The organism is Sorangium sp. So ce363, from assembly GCF_051520435.1.
In the GTDB taxonomy this organism is placed as follows: Bacteria; Myxococcota_A; Polyangia; order Polyangiales; family Polyangiaceae; genus Sorangium; species Sorangium cellulosum_B.
In genome coordinates, this window is the sequence record NZ_CP150333.1 from 9936988 (window position 1) to 9960399 (window position 23412).

A 23412-nucleotide genomic window follows, 5' to 3' on the forward strand; every position below is an offset into this window, starting at 1 on the left:
GCCTCAGACCACCGAGCCCACCGTCAGGCCTCGCTCCGCCCCTTCCGATGGCGGCCTGCCCAAGGGCTCCACCCAGCCTCAGACCACCGAGCCCACCGCCAGGCTTCAATCCGCCCCTTCCGATGGCGGCCTCCCCAAGGGCTCCACCCAGCCTACCGACCAGCCATCTCCAGGCCTCGGCAAGGGTCCCCAAGGGAACACCAAGGCGACGGAGCCAGGAAGCACGGCTCCCAAGGGGGGCGAGGTGCCCGGAGGGACACCCGCGAAGGAGACCGTCGCAAAGGACAGCACGTCAGCTCAGACCTCCCCCAAGACGGGCGAGACCGGCGCGAAGAGCACCCCCGCCCCTAAACCCGCTGCCACCGCGGAGCCCACGCCCGCCAAGCCCTCCACCTCGAAGTCACCGCCCGCGGGGCAGGGCTCCCGGCAGCCGGGGGCCGGCGGCTCGGGACCGACGCCGGGACACTCGTCCACCACGGCCGACCCAGCGCAGGACGGCAAGGTGACATGGATCGCGGACAAGGCCGTCAAGAAGTCCGAATGGAGGACTCAAACGGGTAGAGGCAGCCGCAAGAAGGCGAAGCGAGGCCTCCCGAGCATCGCCGACCAGCTGACCAGCGGCGGCTTCCCCGCCCATCCCGCGCAGGCGAAGAAGGATCTCGGGAAGCGCTTCCCGAAAGGACCGCTGTTCAACGAAGCCGAGTGGAACGCCTTCGAGCAGCTCTCCTCGACCCCTCAGGGACAGCGCTGGCTCAACGCCTCCGGCATGCTCACGCTCGACCAGGTCAAGCAGTACCTGTCGGACGACAAGGACGACAATCCCGAGAAATTCCGCGGCTTCCACCAGCTCCACAAGCCGAGCAAGGTCGTCCTCGCGAGCTACGTCTCTCGACAGAGGAACAGCGGCGAGGGCGGGCAACGCTTCGAGGGCACCCCTCCAGCCGCGGTGGCCCTGTCGATGGAGGCGAGGCACGCGAGCGACCCGGCGAGGCGGGACGAGCTCAAGCAGGAGATCGATCGGGGCATCGCGGCAGAATGGGCCAAGACGCTCGAGCACACGGCGCCGAACGACGACGCGACCAAGGCGATCGCGCAAGGCGCCGTGCCGAACCCGACGGGAAGCGGCACCCTCTCGAACGACGATGTCCTCGACAGGTACAACCAGTCGATCGAGGTGCTCACGAACGTCTTTCACCTGCTCCAGGAAGGCGCCGAGATCTACGACGCCAGCGCAAAGAGCCATGTCCCGCTCCGCGACGTCCCCGTCGCCAAGCTCCTCTCCCACGGCGGCCGGGTCAACATCCAGATCCCCGCGGGCACGCCTCCGTACGCGGTGACCGAGCTCCTCGGCATCACCGACGGTCACGGCAACCCGACGGCCGGCGTGTTCCCGCGCGCCTTCGGGACGCACCACATCGCGCTCGGCAAGGGCAAATTCAAGGAGGAAGGAGGACACGTCGCCGCCATCAAGTCCAAGCTCGATGACACCGAGCTCTACGGCATGAACCTCGCCATCGGCGGCCTCGGCCTCAAGGACTTCAACGGCGACGTCATCCTGCCAGACGGCGCTCACGGCCACATCTTCATCGGCCACCGGCCGCCCAGGTCGGACAGGCCGGGCGCCCTCCAGATCGGCATCGAGACGACAGGGCCCAACGCGCCCAGCACCGTCGGCTACATCCACAACTGGCGCTCCACCGAGAAGACCGCCAACCCCATCTCCAGCGTCGGCGGCCTCAAGCAGGACAAGATCGGTGACGACCAGATCAAGAATGCTCGCACCGTCGACCTGGGCAAGCTCGGCGACGACTGGGCCGGGGTCCTCAAGGACCGCGCGGACAGGTTCGAGCATGACCTGGCGGAAAGGGGCAAAGACGCGATCGGCGAGCTCGTCGGCCCGCGCACCCTGCCGCCGGAAGACATCCAGGACACCGAGCAGCGTGCCTCCGAGCAGCGGTCGGGAGGGCCCGATCAGGAGCCGCGGGACGACGAGCCCCGCGATCCGCCCGGGGATCGCGCGTCGTCGCCGAAGGAAGATGCCCAGGACACCGAGCAGCGCGCCCCCGAGCAGCCGACGCGAGGGGCAGAGCAAACCTCCCAGGACAACGAGCCACGCGAGCTGCCCGGTGGTGCCCCGGAGCAGATGACGGCCAAGGCGCCGGAGGCCTCGAGTCCTCAGCCGGGCGCTTTGCCGACGCAGGGCGCCCAAGAAAAGGCGCCGGAGAGACCCGGCCAGCCCCGGCCAGAGACGGCCCCGCAGCCGCCCGCAGGGCGCCCCGTGGACCCCACGGCCATCACCACGGGGATGCAGGCGCCAGCGCCCGCCACGTCCGGTTCAGCCCAGGACCAGGCCGCGAGCGTCACCGGAATGCCGCCCGATGAGACCCCCGCGCCCTCCAGCGCGAGGAAGCGGACAGCCGCGCTGGCGCACAGCGACGACGAGCAAGACGCCCCTGCGAGCTCCAAGAGAGCCAAGAATTCGGGGCAGTCATTGTCTTCGTCGCAGGCGGCTCAGTCCGCGCCCGAGAGGAGCGGCGCCGGCCTCCTGGCGTCCCGGCACATCAAGGCGCTCCACGACTTGATGCAGATGTCGGACATGAGCCCTGAAGGGCTGACGATGCGCGGGATCACCGGCGGAGGGGCGTTCACGAGCAAGCGCGGCAATGACGGCGAGCTGAGCACCGATCTGCGCCCGGACGAGCTGGACACCCTTCGCCACAAGGTCGACGACTTCTCCCGCGTCGCTCAGGACCTGCTCACGCGTACCCAGAACCTGCCCCAAGAGGCTCTGACCCTCTACAGGGTCATCAACGATCTCGACACCAGCTCGTTGAGCGAGGGCGACACGATCGACGAGATCCTCCCGAGCTCGACCTCATGGACCTCCGAGCTCGCTTTGGATCAATGGGTCAAGGACGGCGGGCTCGTGATGAAGATCAACACCACGAGCCATTACCCGACGGTGATGTTCTCCTACCCCGACGAGCAGCGGGACGGGGACCCGATCGCCTACAATCAGGCGCAGAAAGAGGTCCTCCTGGTGCCTTCGCGCATGACCATCACCAGGGTCAGCGACCGGGAGCACAACGGCAAGCGCTTCCGCGAGGTCGAGGTGACGCCCAGAGAGCTTGAGTCCGGCGAGCTCGACGACGTGTTTCAGAGAGCGTCCCAGCGCATCGAGGAGAAGCAGAACGCCAAGCCGAAGGAGAAGAGCTTCGAAGTCGAGGATCGAGCGGCCATCGCCGAGCAATTCGGCGATACCGTGGCCGACGAGATCCTTGGTCACGTCGATAACCTCCCCCACTCCGGGGAGATCGTGGTTCACGACAAGGACGGTACCCCCTGGCGGATCGTCTCCGCGGACAGCAGGTTCGGTATCGACCTTCAGGAGAAGAAGGCGACGCCGGCAGACGCCGCCGCGGGCAACGCCGATACGGTGACCGGGGCCCCGGCGCCCAGCTGGCTTCACGCGCCCCCCCAGGGCGACGGCGCCGCCACCAGCAACGTGGACGACGCCGCTTCGGCGAACGCCGGCACGATGACGTCTGCGCCGACCATGCCCCAGGCAGGCGACGTCGCCACCAAGCAGCTCGGAGGCGCTCCGAGCGCCGCGAACCAGGGTGCCGCTGCCACCGGAGGCCCAGCTCCAGGCAAAACCGCCGCTTCCACCGCCACCGACGGCCTCGCCGCGACCGACAGCTCCCCCACGAACGACGGCAAGGCATCGATCGACGCGACGCTCGAGGCGCTGAACGAGAAGAGCGCCCGATGGTCCCATCCGGCCACGGACGACAACAAGCAGGAGGCCGCGGCGCTGCTCGGCGAGCTCATGCGAGCTCAGGACGTGGATGGGTCGCTCATCCAGAGGCTCGAGGAGCTCATCAAAAACCCCGACTCCCTCTCCCAGTCGCAGTTCGCCATCTGCGCGCTGAACGGCGTGCTCCACGCGCTGCTCACCTCCGACCTGAGCGGGTTCGCGCGCGTGGTCGCGGCCGAGTTCTCCGGCAAGCTCTTCGACCGCAAAGGCAAGCTGCTCGCCGACTTCTCGCTGCCCGCGCAGGGCGAAGACGGCGCTGCCACGAGCTCGAAGGTCGCCGATCCCATCCAGCGTGTCATCCGCGGCGAGATCCCGCTGGACCAGGCCCCCATCGGCAACAAGCTGCTCCGGAACGGCATCAAGAAGGCCGGGGCCAAGCGCGCTGACGTCGAGCGCAAGGGGAGCGCCTTCTCCGACAAGCACGTCCTCGATTACCTCCTCGCCCGGGGCATGGGCAAGATGCTCAGCAAGCTCGCCCCGGAGCAATACAAGGCCGACGCCGAGAACACCGCCCGCGCCATCCCCGGCTACCTCGACAAGGCAGCCACGAGGCCCAAGGACGCCACCGGTCCGTCGAAGAAGCGCGGCGATCTGCTGCTGTCGGCCAATTCGCTGGTGACGCTCTTCAACGACATCCTGGGCGGCGACGCCCGGACCATGGTCGCCGGGAACGACTACGACGTGGGCCGCATCAACGACGTGCTCTCGCGGCCCGACCAGGCCCCGTTCGCCCTGGCCACGGTCCTCGACGGCAAGGCGCTCGCCGAACGTGCGGCGGAGTTCGCGAAGGATCCGAAGAAGTCCAGGCCGTTCGAGGACGCGGGCACGTTCGACGCGTCGAGCACGCACCAGGTCGTCATCAACGGCAAGATCACGGACAGCGGCACGCACTACACCGTGCCCATCTATTCCTGGGGGCAGACCTTCTCCATCGACGTGAAGAAGGAGGTCATGCCGAAGCTCTTCACCGTCGTTACCTACGGCTCGTTCGCCGCGGCGCAAGGGCAGGCGCAGGCGCCCGCCACGTCCGGTACAGCCCAGGACCAGGCCGCGAGCGTCACCGGAATGCTGCCCGACGAGACCCCGGCGCCCGACAGCGCGACGAAGCGGAAAGCCGCGCAGGCGCTCAGCGACGACGAGCAAGGCCCCGGATCGAGCGCCGAGAACAAGAAAGCGAAGAACGCGGGGCAGCCCTCCTCTTCGTCTTCGTCTTCGTCTTCGTCGCAGGCGGCGCAGCCCGCGCCCGCGAGGAGCGGCACCGGCCTCCTGGCGTCCCGGCACATCGACGCGCTCCACGACCTGATGCGCGACATGTCGAATACGACCCCTGAAGCGCAGACGATGCGGGGGATCCCCGGCGGAGGGGCGTTCACCAGCAAGCGCGGCGAAGACGGCGAGCTGAGCACCGATCTGCGCCCGGACGAGCTGGACACCCTTCGCCAGAAGGTCGACGACTTCTCCCGCGTCGCTCAGGACCTGCTCACACGTACCCAGGACCTGCCCCAAGAGGCTCTGACCCTCTACAGGGTCATCAACGATCTCGACACCAGCTCGTTGAGCGAGGGCGACACGATCGACGAGATCCTCCCGAGCTCGACCTCATGGACCTCCGATCTGGCCTTGGATCAATGGGTCAAGGACGGCGGGCTCGTCATGAAGATCAACACCACGAGCCATTACCCGACGGTGATGTTCTCCTACCCCGACCAGCAGCGGGACGGAGAGCCGATCGCCTACAACCAGGCGCAGAAAGAGGTGCTCCTGGTGCCTTCGCGCATGACCATCACCAGGGTCACCGACCGGGAGCACAACGGCAAGCGCTTCCGCGAGGTCGAGGTGACACCCACTCAGCTCCCGCCGCGCGAGCTCGACGCCGTGTTCGAAAGAGCCTCCGAGCGCATCGAGGAGAAGCTGAACGCGAAGCCGAAGGAGAAGAGCTTCGAAGTCAAGGATCGAGCGGCCATCGCCAAGCAATTCGGCGATGCCGTGGCCAACGAGATCCTTGATTACGTCGACAAGCTTCCCGACCGCAGCGAGCGGGAGATCGTGGTTCGCGACAAGGACGGTACCCCCTGGCGGATCGCCTCCGCGGACAGCATGTTCGGTATCGACCTGGAGGAGAAGAAGGCGACGTCGGCGGGGCGCTCCGTGGACCCCACGGCCGTCACCACGGGGATGCAGGCGCCAGCGCCCGCCACGTCCGGTTCAGCCCAGGACCAGGCCGCGAGCGCCACCGGAATGCCGCCCGACGAGACCCCCGCGCCCGCCAGCGCGAGGAAGCGGACAGCCGAGCAGGCGCAGAGCGACGACGAGCAAGACGCCCCGGCGAGCTCCAAGAGAGCCAAGAATTCGGGGCAGCCCTCCTCTTCGTCTTCGTCGCAGCAGGCGCCGCCCGCGCCGGGGAGGGCCCTGGCGTCCCGGCACATCGACGCGCTCCAGGGCTTGATGCGTGACATGTCCAACACCAGCCCTCAAGCGCAGACGATGCGGGGGATCCCCGGAGGTGGCGCGTTCACCAGCAAGCGCGGCACGGACGGCGAGCTGAGCACCGATCTGCGCCCGGACGAGCTGGACACCCTTCGCCAGAAGGTCGACGACTTCTCGAGCGTCGCTCGGGACCTGCTCACTCGTACCCAGGACCAGCCCCAAGAGGAGCTGACCTTCTACAGGGTCATCAACGATCTCGACACCAGCTCGTTGGTCGAGGGCGGCACGCTCGACGAGCTCCTCCCGAGCTCGACCTCATGGACCTCCGATCTGGCCCTGAATCAATGGGTCCAGGACGGCGGGCTCGTGATGAAGATCAACACCAACAGCCACTACCCGACCGTGATGTTCTCCTACCCCGACGCGCAGCGGCCCGGGGACGTGATCGCCTACAATCAGGACCAGAAAGAGGTCCTCCTGGTGCCCTCGCGCATGACCATCACCAAGGTCACCCCGCAGGAGCACAACGGCAAGCGCTTCCTCGAGATCGAGGTGACGCCCAGAGAGCTTGGGTCGAACGAGCTCGACGACGTGTTCGAAAGAGCGTCCCGGCGCATCGAGGAGAAGCTGAACGCGAGGCCGAAAGAGGTGTCCTTCGGCGTTGACCAACGACCGAAGATCGTCGAGCGATTCGGCGATACCGTGGCCGACGAGATCCTTGGTTACGTCGGCAATCTCCCCCACCCCAGCGAGGGGGAGATCGTGGTTCGCGATAAGGACGGTACCCCCTGGCGGATCGTCTCCGCGGACAAGGATTTCGGTATCGACCTTCAAGAGAAGAAGGCAATGCCCGCTGACGCAGCCGGGAGCAGCGCCGCTACGGTGACCGGGGCCCCGGCGCCCAGCCCGACCCGCCCGCCCGCCCAGGGCGACGGCGCCTCCACGGACCATGCAGGCGCGCTGGCGACCGTCACCGGAATGGCGCCCATCCAGGACCCCGCGCCCGCCAGCGCGAGGAAGCGGACAGCCGCGCAGGCGCAGAGCGACGACGAGCATGACGCCCCGGCGAGCTCCAAGAGAGCGAAGAATACGGGGGAGCCATCCTCTTCCTCTTCGTCGCAGGCGGCTCAGCCCGCGCCGGGCAGGGCCCTGGCGTCCCGGCACATGGACGCGCTCCAGGGCTTGATGCGTGACATGTCCAACACCAGCCCTCAAGCGCAGACGATGCGCGGGATCCCCGGAGGCGGCGCGTTCACCAGCAAACGCGGCACGGACGGCGAGCTGAGCACCGAGCTGCGCCCGGACGAGCTGACCACCCTTCGCCAGAAGGTCGACGACTTCTCGAGCGTCGCTCGGGACCTGCTCACACGCACCCAGGACCTGCCTCAAGAGGAGCTGACCTTCTACAGGGTCATCAACGATCTCGACACGAGCTCGCTGGTCGAGGGCGGCACGCTCGACGAGCTCCTCCCGAGCTCGACCTCATGGACTCCCGATCTGGCCCTGAATCAATGGGTCCAGGACGGCGGGCTCGTGATGAAGATCAATACCAACAGCCACTACCCGACCGTCATGTTCTCCTACCCCGACGCGCAGCGGCCCGGGGACGCGATCGCCTACAATCAGGCCCAGAAGGAGGTCCTCCTGGTGCCCTCGCGCATGACCATCACCAAGGTCACCCCGCGGGAGCACAACGGCAAGCGCTTCCTCGAGGTCGAGGTGACACCCAGAGAGCTTGAGTCGGACGAGCTCGACGACGTGTTCCAGAGAGCGTCCGAGCGCATCGAGGAGAGGCTGAACGCGAAGCCGAAGGTGAAGAGCTTCGACGCCGATGATCGAGCGGCCATCGCCGAGCAATTCGGCGATGCCGTGGCTGACGAGATCCTTCGTCACGTCGACAAGCTCCCCGACCGCAGCGAGCGGGAGATCGTGGTTCGCGATAAGGAGGGTACCCGTTGGCGGATCGTCTCGGCGGACGAGCGGTTCGGCATCGACCTTCAGGAGAAGAAGGCGACGCCCGCTGACGTCGCCGAGAGCAGCGCCGAGGCGGTGACCGGGGCCCCGGCGCCCAGCGCGGTCCACGCGGACGCCCAGGTCGACAGCGCCTCCACGGACAATGCAGGCGCGCTGGCGAACGTCACCGGAATGGCGCCCATCCAGGACCCCGCGCCCGCCAGCGCGAGGAAGCGAACCGCCGCGCAGGCGCACAGCGACGACGAGCAAGACGCCCCGGCGAGCTCCAAGAGAGCCAAGAATGCGGGGGAGCAATCCTCTTCCTCTTCGTCGCAGCAGGCGCCGCCCGCGCCGGGGAGGGCCCTGGCGTCCCGGCACATCGACGCGCTCCAGGGCTTGATGCGTGACATGTCCAACACCAGCCCTCAAGCGCAGACCATGCGGGGGATCCCCGGAGGTGGCGCGTTCACCAGCAAGCGCGGCACGGACGGCGAGCTGAGCACCGAGCTGCGCCCGGACGAGCTGACCACCCTTCGCCAGAAGGTCGACGACTTCTCGAGCGTCGCTCGGGACCTGCTCACTCGTACCCAGGACCTGCCCCAAGAGGACCTGACCTTCTACAGGGTCATCAACGATCTCGACACCAGCTCGCTGGTCGAGGGCGGCACGCTCGACGAGCTCCTCCCGAGCTCGACCTCATGGACCTCCGATCTGGCCCTGAATCAATGGGTCCAGGACGGCGGGCTCGTGATGAAGATCAACACCACGAGCAAATACCCGACCGTCATGTTCTCCTACCCCGACCAGCAGAGGGACGGAGAGCCAATCGCCTACAACCAGGACCAGAAAGAGGTCCTCCTGGTGCCCTCGCGCATGACCATCACCAAGGTCACCCCGCGGGAGCACAACGGCAAGCGCTTCCTCGAGGTCGAGGTGACGCCCAGAGAGCTTGAGTCGAACGAGCTCGACGACGTGTTCCAGAGAGCGTCTCAGCGCATCGAGGAGAGGCTGAACGCGAAGCCGAAAGAGGTGTCCTTCGAGGTCGACGAACGACCGGAGATCGTCGAGCAATTCGGCGATGCCGTGGCCGACGAGATCCTTCGTTACGTCGGCAATCTCCCCGACCCCAGCGAGCGGGAGATCGTGGTTCGCGACAACGACGGCACCCCCTGGCGGATCGTCTCGGCGGACGAGCGGTTCGGTATCGACCTTCAGGAGAAGAAGGCGACGCCCGCTGACGTAGCCGGGAGCAGCGCCGAGGCGGTGACCGGAGCCTCGCCCGGGCGCCCAGCGACAGAGCTCGGCAGGCGGGCGACAGGCCAGACGCCGAACGGTCCCGCTCCAGGCGACCCCCGCGCTTCCACCACCAAAGACGGCCTCGCCGCGACCCAGAGCCCGCCGGCGGCCGACGGTAACGCCTCGGTCGATGCGGCGATCAAGGCGTTGAACGAGAAGAGCGCCCAATGGTCTCATCCAGCCACGGGCGCGAACAAGCAGGAGGCCAAAAGGCTCCTTGGCGACCTCATGCGCTCTCAGGGCGTGGATGAGGCGCTCGTCGAGCGGCTCGCGGAGCTCATCGAGAACCCGAGCTCCCTCTCCCAGTCCCAGTTCGCCATCTGCGCGCTGAACAGCGCCCTCCACACGCTGCTCACCTCCGACCTGGGCGGGTTCGCGCGCGTGGTCGCGGCCGAGTTCACGGGCAAGCTCTTCGATCGCCAGGGGGACCTGCTCGCCGACTTCTCGCTGCCCGCGCAGGGCGAAAACGGCGCCGCCGTCAGCGCGCAGGTCGCCGATCCCATCCACCGTGTCCTCCGGGGCGAGCTCCCGGTGCAGAACGCCGGGTTCGGCAACAAGCTGCTCCTCAACGGAATCAAGAAGGCGAAGGCCGGATCCGCCGACCGCGAGCGCAAAGGCAGCGCCTTCTCCGGCGAGCACGTCCTCGATTACCTCCTCGCGCGGGGCATGGGCAAGATGCTCAGCAAGCTCGCCCCGGAGCAATACAAGGACGATGCAGAGAACGCCGCCGGCGTCATCCCCGGCTACCTCGACAAGACGACGCCGAGGGCCAAGGACGCCACCGGCCCGTCCAAGAAGCACGGCGATCTGCTGCTGTCAGCCAATTCGCTGGTGACGCTCTTCAACAAGATCCTCGGCGGCGACGCCAAGACGATGGTCGCCGGGGCCGACTACGACGTGGGCCGGATCAATGACGTCCTCGCGAGGCCCGACCAGGCGCCGTTTGCCCTGGCCACCATCCTCGACGGCAAGGCGCTCGCCGAGCGTGCCAAGGAGTTCGCGAAGGACCCCACGAAATCCAGGCCGTTCGAGGATGCGCGCGCGATCGACACCTCGAGCACGCACCAGGTCGTCATCAACGGCAAGATCACCGAGGATGGCGATCATTATGTCGTGCCCCTCCACACCTGGCAGCAGAGCTTCTCCATCAAGGTGAAGAAGGACGTCTTGCCGTCGCTCTTCCCGGTCTTCACGTATGGAACCTACCTCCCGTCGCGAGCGCCGGCCGCGAACGACCTCACGCTGAGCCAGGCGCCGATGCCCGCCGCATCCGGTTCAGCCCAGGACCAGGCCGCGAACGTCGCCGGAATGCTGCCCGACGAGACCCCCGCGCCGTCCAGCGCGAGGAAGCGCGCAGCCGAGCAGGCGCAGAGCGACGACGAGCATGACGCCCCGGCGAGCTCCAAGAGAGCGAAGAATACGGGGGAGCCATCCTCTTCCTCTTCGTCGCAGGCGGCTCAGCCCGCGCCGGGCAGGGCCCTTGCGTCGCGGCACATGGACGCGCTCCATGGCCTGATGCGCGACATGTCCAACACCAGCTCTGAAGCGCAGACGATGCGGGGGATCCCCGGAGGCGGCGCGTTCACCAGCAAGCGCGGCACGGACGGCGAGCTGAGCACCGAGCTGCGCCCGGACGAGCTGACCACCCTTCGCCAGAAGGTCGACGACTTCTCGAGCGTCGCTCGGGACCTGCTCACACGCACCCAGGACCTGCCTCAAGAGGATCTGACCTTCTACAGGGTCATCAACGATCTCGACACGAGCTCGCTGGTCGAGGGCGGCACGCTCGACGAGCTCCTCCCGAGCTCGACCTCATGGACTCCCGATCTGGCCCTGAATCAATGGGTCCAGGACGGCGGGCTCTTGATGAAGATCAACACCACGAGCAAATACCCGACCGTCATGTTCTCCTACCCCGACGCGCAGCGGCCCGGGGACGCGATCGCCTACAATCAGGACCAGAAAGAGGTCCTCCTTGTGCCCTCGCGCATGACCATCACCAAGGTCACCCCGCGGGAGCACAACGGCAAGCGCTTCCTCGAGGTCGAGGTGACGCCCAGAGAGCTTGAGTCGGACGAGCTCGACGACGTGTTCCAGAGAGCGTCCCAGCGCATCGAGGAGCGGCTGAACGCGAAGCCGAAGGTGAAGAGCTTCGACGCCGATGATCGAGCGGCCATCGCCGAGCAATTCGGCGATGCCGTGGCTGACGAGATCCTTCGTCACGTCGACAAGCTCCCCGACCGCAGCGAGCGGGAGATCGTGGTTCGCGACAAGGATGGCACCCCCTGGCGGATCGCCTCCGCGGACAGCATGTTCGGTATCGACCTGGAGGAGAAGAAGGCGACGCCGGCGGGGCGCCCCGTGGACCCCGCGGCCATCACCACGGGGATGCAGGCGCCAGCGCCCGCCGCGTCCGGTTCAGCCCAGGACCAGGACGCGAGCGCGACCGGAATGCCGCCCGACGAGACACCCGCGCCCTCCAGCGCGAGGAAGCGGACAGCCGCGCAGGCGCAGAGCGAAGACGAGCAAGACGCCCCGGCGAGCTCCAAGAGAGCCAAGAATTCGGGGCAGCCCTCCTCTTCGCCGCAGCCGGCTCAGCCCGCGCCCGAGAGGAGCGGCACCGGCCTCCTGGCGTCCCGGCACATCGACGCGCTCCAGGGCTTGATGCGCAACATGTCGAATACGACCCCTGAAGCGCAGACGATGCGGGGGATCCCTGGCGGAGGGGCGTTCACCAGCAAGCGCGGCGAAGACGGCGAGCTGAGCACCGATCTGCGCCCGGACGAGCTGGACACCCTTCGCCAGAAGATCGACGACTTCTCCCGCGTCGCTCAGGACCTGCTCACAGCGACCCAGGACCTGAACGAAGAGGACATCACCCTCTACAGGGTCATCAACGATCTCGACACCAGCGCGTTGAGCGAGGGCGGCACGCTCGACGAGATCCTCCCGAGCTCGACCTCATGGACCCCCGATCTGGCCTTGAATCAATGGGTCAAGGACGGCGGGCTCGTCATGAAGATCAACACCACGAGCCACTACCCGACGGTGATGTTCTCCTACCCCGACCAGCAGCGGGACGGGGACCCGATCGCCTACAACCAGGACCAGAAAGAGGTCCTCCTGGTGCCGTCGCGCATGACCATCACCAGGGTCACCGACCGGGAACACAACGGCAAGCGCTTCCGCGAGGTCGAGGTGACGCCCACACAGCTCCCGCCGCGCGAGCTCGACGCCGTGTTCGAAAGAGCCTCCGAGCGCATCAAGGAGAAACAGAACACCAAGCCGAAAGAGAAGCACTTCGAGCTCGACGAACAATCGGACATCGCCGCGCAATTCGGCGATATCGTGACCGACGAGATCCTTCGTCACGTCGACAAGCTCCCCGACCCCAGCGAGCGGGAGATCGTGGTTCGCGACAAGGACGGTACCCGCTGGCGGCTCGTCTCCGCGGACAGCATGTTCGGTATCGACCTTCAGGAGAAGAAGGCGACGCCGGCGGACGTGCCGACAGGGTACAATCCAGCTCTGGACGGCGAGGACGATGCGGGCGACCTGCAGCCCCCCGCGCCCTCCAGCGCGAGGAAGCGGACAGCCGCGCAGGCGCAGAGCGAAGACGAGCAAGACGCCCCGGCGAGCTCCAAGAGAGCCAAGAATTCGGGGCAGCCCTCCTCTTCGTCTTCGTCGCAGGCGGCTCAGTCCCCGCCCGAGAGGAGCGGCACCGGCCTCCTGGCGTCCCGGCACATCAAGGCGCTCCACGACTTGATGCAGATGTCGGACACGAGCCCTGAAGGGCTGACGATGCGCGGGATCACCGGCGGAGGGGCGTTCACCAGCAAGCGCGGCGAAGACGGCGAGCTGCGCGCCGACCTGCGGCTGGACGAGCTGGCCACCCTTCGCCCAAAGGTCGACGACTTCTCCCGCGTCGCTCAGGACCTGCTCACTCGTACCCAGGACCTACCCCGAGAAGATCTGACCCTCTACAGGGTCATCAACGATCTCGACACCAGCTCGTTGAGCGAGGGCGGCACGATCGACGAGATCCTCCCGAGCTCGACGTCATGGACCTCCGAGCTCGCCTTGGATCAATGGGTCAAGGACGGCGGGCTCGTCATGAAGATCAACACCACGAGCCATTACCCGACGGTGATGTTCTCCTACCCCGACCAGCAGCGGGACGAGGACCCGATCGCCTACAATCAGGCGCAGAAAGAGGTCCTCCTGGTGCCTTCGCGCATGACCATCACCAGGGTCAGCGACCGGGAGCACAACGGCAAGCGCTTCCGCGAGATCGAGGTGACGCCCACACGGCTCCCGAAGCACGATCTCGACGCCGCGTTCGAAAGAGCCTCCGAGCGCATCAAGGAGAAGCAGAACACCAAGCCGAAAGAGGTGTCCTTCCAAGTCGACCAACGACCGAAAATCGTCGAGCAATTCGGCGAAACCGCGGCCGACGAGATCCTTGGTCACGTCGACAATCTCCCCTACTCCGAGGAGATCGTGGTTCGCGACAAGGCGGGTACCCCCTGGCGGATCGTCTCCGCGGACAGCGGGTTCGGTATCGACCTCCAGGAGAAGAAGGCTACGCCGGCAGACGCCGCCGCGGGCAGCGCCGATACGGTGACCGGGGCCCCGGCGCCCAGCTGGACCCACGCGCCCCCCCAGGGCGACGGCGCCGCCACCACCAAGCAGCTCGGAGGCGCTCCGAGCACCGCGAATCAGGGTGCCGCTCTCACCGGAAGCGCAGCTCCAGGAAAAACCGCCGCTTCCACCACCACCACCGGCGGCCTCGCCGCGACCCAGAGCACCCCCACGAACGACGGAAAGGCATCGATCGACGCGACGCTCGAGGCGCTGAACGAGAAGAGCGCCCAATGGTCTCATCCGGCCACCGACGACAACAAGCAGGAGGCCGCGGCGCTGCTCGGCGAGCTCATGCGAGCTCAGGGCGTGGATGAGTCGCTCATCGAGAGGCTCGCGGAGCTCATTGAAAACCCCGGGTCCCTCTCCCAGTCGCAGTTCGCCATCTGCGCGCTGAACGGCGTGCTTCACGCGCTGCTCACCTCCGACCTGAGCGGGTTCGCGCGCGTGGTCGCGGCCGAGTTCTCCGGCAAGCTCTTCGACCGCGAGGGCAAGCTGCGCGCCGACTTCTCGCTGCCCGCGCAGGGCGAAGACGGCGCTGCCACGAGCCCGAAGATCGCCGATCCCATCCAACGTGTCATCCGCGGCGAGATCCCGCTGGAGCAGGCCCCGATCGGCAACAAGCTGCTCCAGAACGGCATCAAGAAGGCCGGGGCCAAGCGCGCCGACGTCGAGCGCAAGGGGGGCGCCTTCTCCGACAAGCACGTCCTCGATTACCTCCTCGCCCGGGGCATGGGCAAGATGCTCAGCAAGCTCGCCCCGGAGCAATACAAGGCCGACGCCGAGAACACCGCCCGCGCCATCCCCGGCTACCTCGACAAGGCAGCCACGAGGCCCAAGGACGCCACCGGCCCGTCCAAGAAGCGGGGGGATCTGCTGCTGTCGGCGAACTCGCTGGTGACGCTCTTCAACGACATCCTGGGCGGCGACGCCCGGACCATGGTCGCCGGGAACGACTACGACGTGGGCCGCATCAACGACGTGCTCTCGCGGCCCGACCAGGCCCCGTTCGCCCTGGCCACGGTCCTCGACGGCAAGGCGCTCGCCGAACGTGCGAAGGAGTTCGCGAAGGATCCAACGAAGTCCAGGCCGTTCGAGGACGCGGGTACATTCGACGCGTCGAGCACGCACCAGGTCGTCATCAACGGCAAGATCACGGACAGCGGCACGCACTACACCGTGCCCATCTATTCCTGGGGGCAGACCTTCTCCATCGACGTGAAGAAGGAGGTCATGCCGAAGCTCTTCACCGTCGTTACCTACGGCTCGTTCAGCACGGCGCAAGGGCAGACGACGGCGCCTGCCACGTCCGGTTCAGCCCAGGACCAGGCCGCGAGCGTCACCGGAATGCTGCCCGACGAGACCCCCGCGCCCGACAGCGCGACGAAGCGGAAAGCCGCGCTGGCGCTCGGTGACGACGAGCAAGACGCCCCAGCGAGCTCCAAGAGAGCCAAGAATTCGGGGCAGCCCTCCTCTTCGCCGCAGCCGGCTCAGCCCGCGCCCGAGAGGAGCGGCACCGGCCTCCTGGCGTCCCGGCACATCGACGCGCTCCAGGGCTTGATGCGCAACATGTCGAATACGACCCCTGAAGCGCAGACGATGCGGGGGATCCCTGGCGGAGGGGCGTTCACCAGCAAGCGCGGCGAAGACGGCGAGCTGAGCACCGATCTGCGCCCGGACGAGCTGGACACCCTTCGCCAGAAGATCGACGACTTCTCCCGCGTCGCTCAGGACCTGCTCACAGCGACCCAGGACCTGAACGAAGAGGACATCACCCTCTACAGGGTCATCAACGATCTCGACACCAGCGCGTTGAGCGAGGGCGGCACGCTCGACGAGATCCTCCCGAGCTCGACCTCATGGACCCCCGATCTGGCCTTGAATCAATGGGTCAAGGACGGCGGGCTCGTCATGAAGATCAACACCACGAGCCACTACCCGACGGTGATGTTCTCCTACCCCGACCAGCAGCGGGACGGGGACCCGATCGCCTACAACCAGGACCAGAAAGAGGTCCTCCTGGTGCCGTCGCGCATGACCATCACCAGGGTCACCGACCGGGAGCACAACGGCAAGCGCTTCCGCGAGGTCGAGGTGACGCCCACAGCGCTTCCGCCACACGAGCTCGACGCCGTGTTCGAAAGAGCCTCCGAGCGCATCAAGGAGAAGCTGAACGCGAAGCCGAAAGAGGTGTCCTTCGAAGTCGGCCAACGACCGAAAATCGTCGAGCAATTCGGCGAAACCGCGGCCGACGAGATCCTTGGTTACGTCGACGATCTCCCCTACTCCGAGGAGATCGTGGTTCGCGACAAGGCGGGTACCGCCTGGCGGGTCGTCTCCGCGGACAGCGGGTTCGGTATCGACCTCCAGGAGAAGAAGGTTACGCCGGCAGACGCCGCTGGCAGCGCCGGTACGGCGACCGCGGGGACCGGCACCCCGCCTGCAGCGAGCGCAGCGAGCCCGAGCGCCATCACCACCGGTTTCAACCCCGCCGCGAGCGTCTCACGGAATGCCCCGGAGGACATGCTGGCAGGGTACAACGCCTCGAACAGCCGCGATCATGCAGCCGCCCCGACCGCCGCCACGACGTCCGGCAGCCCTTCCAGCGCCGAGCAAGCCGCGCAGCCCCAGGGGAGCCCCCTCGAGGATCTGATCCGCACGATCGAGGAGCAGAGCGGCACATGGCCCCGCCCGGCGGACGGCGAGCACAGGGAGGAGGCCGCCCAGCTCCTGAGCCAGCTGCTCCATGCGCAGAGCGTGAGGGGCTCGGTCGTCGAACGGCTGAGCACGCTCATCAAGGACCCTGCCTCGCTGTCGCAATCGGCCTTCACCAACTGCGCGCTGCACAGCGTCCTTTACACGACGCTCAAGAACGACCTCGCCACGGCATCGCACCTGGTCGTCGCGCTCTTCACCGGCAGGCCGCTCGGCCGGCTCGCAGGCGCGCCCGGCGCCGGCACCTTCGGACAGCAAGGCTCGCGCTCTCGGGCGCTCAGCCACGGCCTGGAGCTCCTCCTGAGCCAGATGAAGGGAGAGGTCCTGCCAGCGCACGGGCCGACTCCGAACAGACCGCTCCTCAACGGCCTCAAGACCGCCAAGGCCAAGCGCGACCGCCTGAAGGGGCAAGGCGCAGCCACCCAGGAGCTGGACGGCCACCTCCTCGACCACCTGCTCGCCCGCGGGCTCGTCGAGCTGCTCGGGGAGACGGCCGTCGCGGTGCTCGAGAAGCAGACGGACGACGCCAAGGAGCCCGGCGTCGCCGCGGCGCAAGGCGATCTGCTGGTCTCGGCGAGATCGACCGCGGCCCTCATGAACGATGCGCTCGGAGCGAACGCGAAGCTCATGACCAGCGACTCCCCCGGCGGCTACGACGTCGCGCGCATCAACGAGGCCCTCGCGACGCCCGATCAGGCGGGGTTCGCGCTCGCGACCGTGATGAACGGCAAGGCGCTCTGGGAGCAAGCGGCGAAGCACGAGGCGGCCGCCTCTGCACCCCAGGATCCCGAGACGATCCCGCGGCTCGGCGAGGTCGACGCCTCGAGCCCCCACCTGGTCGCGATCGACGGGCCGATCACGGTCCACGGCGATTCCTTCATCGTGCCGATCCAGTCCTGGGGGCGAGCGTTCCCCGTGCGGGTGGCCAAGCAGGACATGCCGAAGCTCTTCGCGGCGTTCGCTTATGGCACGTATCCCCCGTCGCGGACGCCGCAGACGGGCGCCTCCGCCGAGGTGAATTCGCAGGCCCCGGGCGGCGCCGATGACGCGCTCACCGGTATGGCCCCCCGCGTGCAAGACTTCGACAGCCGGGCGGACTGGCGCCGCTTCAACGAGGGTGTGCGCCCCTGGCTCGGCGAGATCCACCGCATCCGGCAGCCCCACGATCTGCGCGGGGCCATCGACGTGCTCTCCCCCGAGGCCGCGAGGCTCTTGCTCCGGCTCTACGACGACCATCCACAGACAGCGCGCGTCGAGCTGCGCCGGCTCGGCCGCTTCAGCATGAACGACACGCGCAGGCTGAATGAGGTGCTGGAGAGGCTCTCGGAATCCGAGCCATCCGATACCGAGCTGATGGAGGTGGAGCTCCTGTCCGAGCTCGAGGCGGTCGAGCAGGCCCGGAGCGAGGGCGAGGCGTCCGACGCTGAATCGCTCGACCTGGATCAGCTCCACGCCCTCCATGACCAGCTCGACGCGTGGGAGAGCGCGCAGGACGAGTTCAACCAGTGGGCGCGCGCGCAGCTCGACGGCGATCCGTCAGAGCCGGAGGACGCCGGGTCCGAACGATCGGAGTCCGGGGACTCCGACGCTGGGAGGTCCGAGCCGGCGCGGCTGGCGCGCGCCAACGTCCAGGGGATGAACCAGCTCCACCATGCGGGCAAGGTCCACTACTCGTTCAACGTGCCCAGCGCGCGCCTGGACGCGCTCACGGCGGTTGCGCGGAACGCCGGCGTCCAGGAGGAGCTGGCGGACGCCCGGACCGGCTTCCTCAACCCGGACCATTTCGAGAAGCAGAGCAGCTTCACCTGGCGCCTGAAGCCCGGCGTGAGCGCGAGCAAGGCGCTGCGGGAGTTCTTCGACCCCGAGGAGCACCTCACCATCGCCGAGTGCGGGACGACGATGCAGGCGATCAACTACCGCACCCTCCTGCGCGCGGTCGGAGACGAGGACTTCGACCGGAGGTTCGGCGGCGAGGGCTCCAGCGTCTCGAACGAGGACCGCCTGATGCTGCAGCGCGACTTCAGCGCCCAGAACCCCCTGCAGCGCTTCTTCGCGCCCGAGGCCGCGACGCTGGATGACGAGGAGCGGGCGGAGATGACCGGCGACGGCGAGGCGGACACGCGCAACGCGCCGAGCTCCCGCCCCGCGAAGCGCGGCGGCTGGTACTACATCAAGAACCACGAGCTCTACGTCAGGCGCCACCCGGAGGGCTTCTGGAGCGGCGAGAACGCGATGTACCTGGGGCGCGCCGGCGCGTCCGGCAAGCAGATGTTCAGCGGGTTCGGCGTGCCCCCGACGACCGAGGAGCAGCTGGCAGAATCCCTGGCCAGCGAGTTCAACCACGCGCCGAGCGAGACCGAGGTCGAGAAGATCCTCAGCTCACGCCGCGACCTGAGCCTGGCGCTGCCGACGCTGGGAGATCTCGACTCGATCGCTGCCATGCCGCTCACCGATGCGAGCATGGACCACATCGCCATGCTGCACGATTACCCCGACATCGACGCAGCGCCCAGGGAAGCCGGCGAGCACGGACCCGAGGACGTGGCGCGCCGCCTGTTCAGGGAGACGCTCGAAGGCCGGCCGCTCCAGCAGCCGCTTTCGCCCTCGGATCTCGTCGCCACCCTCAACCTGTCGGAGCTCGACGGGAGGGCTTTCCAGTCGTGGGACCCCGGTCCGGCGGAGAGATCGCTCGGGACGTGGGGGGTGCGCGCGATGCCCAGCGCGGCGGGCGCGGCCGCCTCGCAAGGCGCGCAGGCCGGGAGCCCAGGGACGTCGCGCGCCGTGCTGCGCTGGACGCGGCCGCCTTCCAGCAGGCACGCGGGGCAGCACACCACGCCGTATACGCTCGTCTTCGACGGCTACTGCAAGCGGTTCAATTTCACCTTCACGCCGGCGCTGATGAACCTCTTCCTCGAGCTCAACCGCGACAGGATGACGCCCGTCAACCCGCGCGAGCAGACGGTCCGCAAGACGACGAAGATCCGGGTCGACGAGGGCACGGAGTTCATCTTCCCGCTGCCCAGCGAGGTGAACAAGCTCGCGAAGGTCCCCGGCGGCTTCCAGAGCATCGGCGGCAAGGTCCTGTCGGCCGAGCAGATCCGGAGAGAGTTCGGCCGTGAAGAGCTCTTCTCGGGTCCGCCGTCTCCGGTGAGCCCCGGCCCGGAACGTCCCACGGCTGCACGCACGAACCCGGCGGACGTGGGCGCGGGGTACCGGCCCCAGGACGCCGCGAGCGGCAGGAGCGACGGCCCGCAGATCGCGACCGCCGCCTCCACGACGCGCGGCGAGGGCTCCCAGTCAGGCGGCGCAATCGGCGACACGCCGGCCCCGCAAGCGACCGGCGCGCCGGCTGCTCTCGACGGCGCCGAGACCATCCTCGCGCCGATCGACGCCCTGGTGAGGAGGCTCGTCGCGAAGAGCGACACGTGGTCCTCTCCGCGCACGCAGGCAGACAAGCAGGAGGCCATCGCGCTCGTGACCGAGCTCCTGCAACAGCTCGGCATGGACGCCCGCGTCGTCGACAGGGCGGGCGAGCAGGGCAAGGACACGCCGGATTCCGAGCACTCCGCCTGCACGTGTGTCCGTTAGCCCAGCGCCCGCGTCAGCCGCCCTCCGCGGGCGCGCTCCGCCTGCCTCCTCGCCAGGGCGCGGCTCGGCCGCTTCAGGCGAGCGCGATCCTCATCGGATGAGCAGCGCTCCCGGCGCCGAGCGGCTAAGCTCGGGCCGCGCCAGTCATGAAGTTCGTCCACGCCGCCGACCTCCACATCGACAGCCCGCTCCGCGGGCTCGACCGTTACCCGGGCGCCCCTGTCGAGCAGATCCGCGGGGCCACCCGCCGCGCGCTCGAGAACCTCGTGGACCTCTGCCTCGCCGAGGAGGTCGACCTCCTGCTCCTCGCGGGCGACATCTATGACGGCGACTGGAAGGACTACAGCACGGGCCTGTTCTTCGCCGCGCAACTCTCCCGCCTGCGCGCCGCCCGGGTGGACGTCGTGCTCCTCTATGGCAATCACGACGCCGAGAGCAACATCACGCGTCACCTGGAGCTCCCCGAGAACGCCCGGCGGCTCGATCCCCGCCGCCCCGAATCCATCGTCTTCGATCGGCTCGGGGTCGCCGTCCACGGACAGAGCTTCGCGACCAAGGCCGTCACCGACGATCTCGCCGCGGGTTATCCGGACGCGCGGGCAGGCCTCTTCAACATCGGCATGCTCCACACCTGCCTGTGCGGCCGCGAGGGCCACGACAACTACGCTCCTTGCAGCCTGAACACCCTCGTCGGGAAGCGATACGACTACTGGGCGCTCGGCCACGTGCACACCCGGGAGGTGCTCTCGCGCGATCCGTACATCGCGTTCCCCGGCAACCTCCAGGGCCGCCACGCCCGCGAGACCGGCGAGAAGGGCGCCCTCCTCGTCGCGGTGGACGACGGCCGCATCACCTCGGTCGAGCACCGCCCCCTCGACGTCGTGCGCTGGAGCGCCTGCGAGGTCGATCTCTCCCCGGCCGCGAGCGCTGACGACATCGTGGATCTGACGCGGGAGGAGCTCGAGCTGCGCCTCGCCGAGGCGGACGGGCGCACGCTGGCCGCGCGGGTCTTCCTGTGCGGCGCGACGAAGGCGCACGCCGCGCTCCGCGCCGATTTCGAGCGATGGACGGGGCAGATCCGCGCGATCGCCAACGATCTCGGCGGCGCGCTCTGGATCGAGCGCGTGCTCTCCCGGACGATCTCGCCGCTCCAGGTGGGCGCGCTCGAGGAGCGGGACGACGCGATCGGCCAGCTCACGAGGTCGCTGCGCGCGCTGCGCGACGACGAGGCGGGCCTGTCCTCGCTGCTGCGCGAGTTCGCGAGCCTCAGGAACAAGCTGCCCGTCGAGGCGCGCGAGGGGGACGACGCGATCCGCCTCGACGACCCGGCGTTCCTGCGCGAGGCGCTCGACGACGTGGAGCACACGCTGATCTCGCGGCTGCTCGGCGCGAGCGACGCGCCCTGAAGGTCGGGCGCGCTCCCGCGGCGCGCCCGAGATCCGACGCCGCGGCTCGACGGCGCGCAGCCATCCGACCGCCGCTTGACGGAGCGCGGTTCTCCACCATGCACACCTCGCGATCCGGCGTGACGCGAGCATCACCTCGAACGTCCGGACGCCATGAAACGGGGGAATCATGGTCGACCAGGACGCTTTTCCGGAGCTGTTCCATCCGAGCAGCCGCGCCGAGCCGCACGCGATCTACGCGCGCATGCGGGCCGCAGGGCGCCTGCATCGCCTCATTCACCCCCGCCTCGACGTGCCCATCTGGGTGGCCGCGCATTACGACGACTGCGTGGAGCTCCTCAAGGATCCGCGCCTGATCCGCGACTTCCGCAAGCTCCCCGACGAGGTGCGCCGGCGGTATTTCCCGCTCAGCGACCGCACGACCTTCATGGATCAGCACATGCTCGACGCCGATCCGCCGGATCACACGCGGCTCAGGGCCATCGTCCAGCGGGCCTTCTCGCCGCGGATGATGGAAGGGCTGCGCCCGCGCATCCAGGCGATCGCGGACGGGCTCATCGACGCGGTGATCGACCGGCGCCGGATGGAGCTCGTGGCAGACTTCGCGTTTCCGCTCCCCACCGCGGTGATCGCCGAGCTGCTCGGCCTCCCCGTCGAGGATCGCGGCCGGTTCCGCCGGTGGACCAAGATCCTCCTCGCGCCCGCGAAAGATCGCGAGTTCGTGGAGCGCGCCCAGCCCGTGGTGGAGGAGTTCGCGGCGTACTTCCGGGCGCTCGCCGACGCGCGCCGCAAGGCCCCGCGCGACGATCTGATCAGCGGCCTCTTGCTCGCCGAGGAGCAGGAGCACAAGCTGAGCCCGGCGGAGCTCTCGAGCATGGTGTTCCTGCTGCTCGTCGCGGGCCACGAGACCACCGTGCACCTCATCGCGAGCGGCATGTTCCTCCTGCTCTCGCACCCCGCGGAGCGGCGCCGGCTGGACGAGGAACCCGGGCTCGTCGGCTCCGCGGTGGAGGAGGTGCTGCGCTGCGAGGGGCCGGCAGAGCTCTCGACGATCCGCTGGTCGCTCGAGGACATCGAGCTGTTCGGCGCCCGCGTGCCGGCGGGAGAAGGGGTCGCGGCGGGGCTCCTGGCCGCGAACCGGGATCCGGAGCACTTTCCGGATCCGGACCGCTTCGATATCGGCCGCTCGCCGAACCGGCACATCGGCTTCGGGAGCGGGATCCACTTCTGCCTGGGCGCGATGCTCGCGCGGATCGAGGCGGCGATCGCCTTCTCGACGCTCCTCCGGAGGCTGCCGCGCATCGAGCTCGCCACCTCGCCGCGCGACATCGTGTGGAGCGAATGGCCCATGATCCGCGGCCCGGCGGCGGTGCCTGTGGTGTTCTGAGGAGCACATAAAGCTCCTTGGACGCCGACTTGTCGGACATCTTTCAGGTCACTCGGTCTGCTGCGCCGCAGCGGCTTTCGTGATGAGAATCCCCTCCAAGCGCGAGCGGCCCGCCATCAGCGCGCCGGGAGGAGAGCGGTGACGCAGAGTCGCCGCAGAGTCGCCACGCAATGATGGAAGCA

Annotated in this window: 3 protein-coding genes; all 3 read left to right on the forward strand. The window is 68.2% G+C overall.

The genetic code is table 11. The features are described from left to right. Positions 1 to 244 precede the first annotated feature (244 nt). A complete protein-coding gene (locus WMF12_RS37340) occupies positions 245 to 20437 on the forward strand; it encodes a hypothetical protein (protein ID WP_437852928.1) in 20193 nt (6730 codons plus the stop codon). A gap of 146 nt (positions 20438 to 20583) precedes the next feature. Then, a complete protein-coding gene (locus WMF12_RS37345) occupies positions 20584 to 21843 on the forward strand; it encodes a metallophosphoesterase family protein (protein ID WP_437852930.1) in 1260 nt (419 codons plus the stop codon). 169 nt (positions 21844 to 22012) lie between these two features. Next, the gene (locus WMF12_RS37350) at positions 22013 to 23230 is read left to right on the forward strand and encodes a cytochrome P450 family protein (RefSeq protein WP_437852932.1); all 1218 of its coding nucleotides are present in this window, start codon (positions 22013 to 22015) and stop codon (positions 23228 to 23230) included. The last annotated feature ends 182 nt before the right edge of the window (positions 23231 to 23412 follow it).

Bases quoted from the DNA above. Each gene is read 5' to 3' on its own strand.
- WMF12_RS37350 (WP_437852932.1), top strand. From the start codon at position 22,013: ATGGTCGACCAGGACGCTTTTCCGGAGCTGTTCCATCCGAGCAGCCGC.
- WMF12_RS37345 (WP_437852930.1), top strand. From the start codon at position 20,584: ATGAAGTTCGTCCACGCCGCCGACCTCCACATCGACAGCCCGCTCCGC.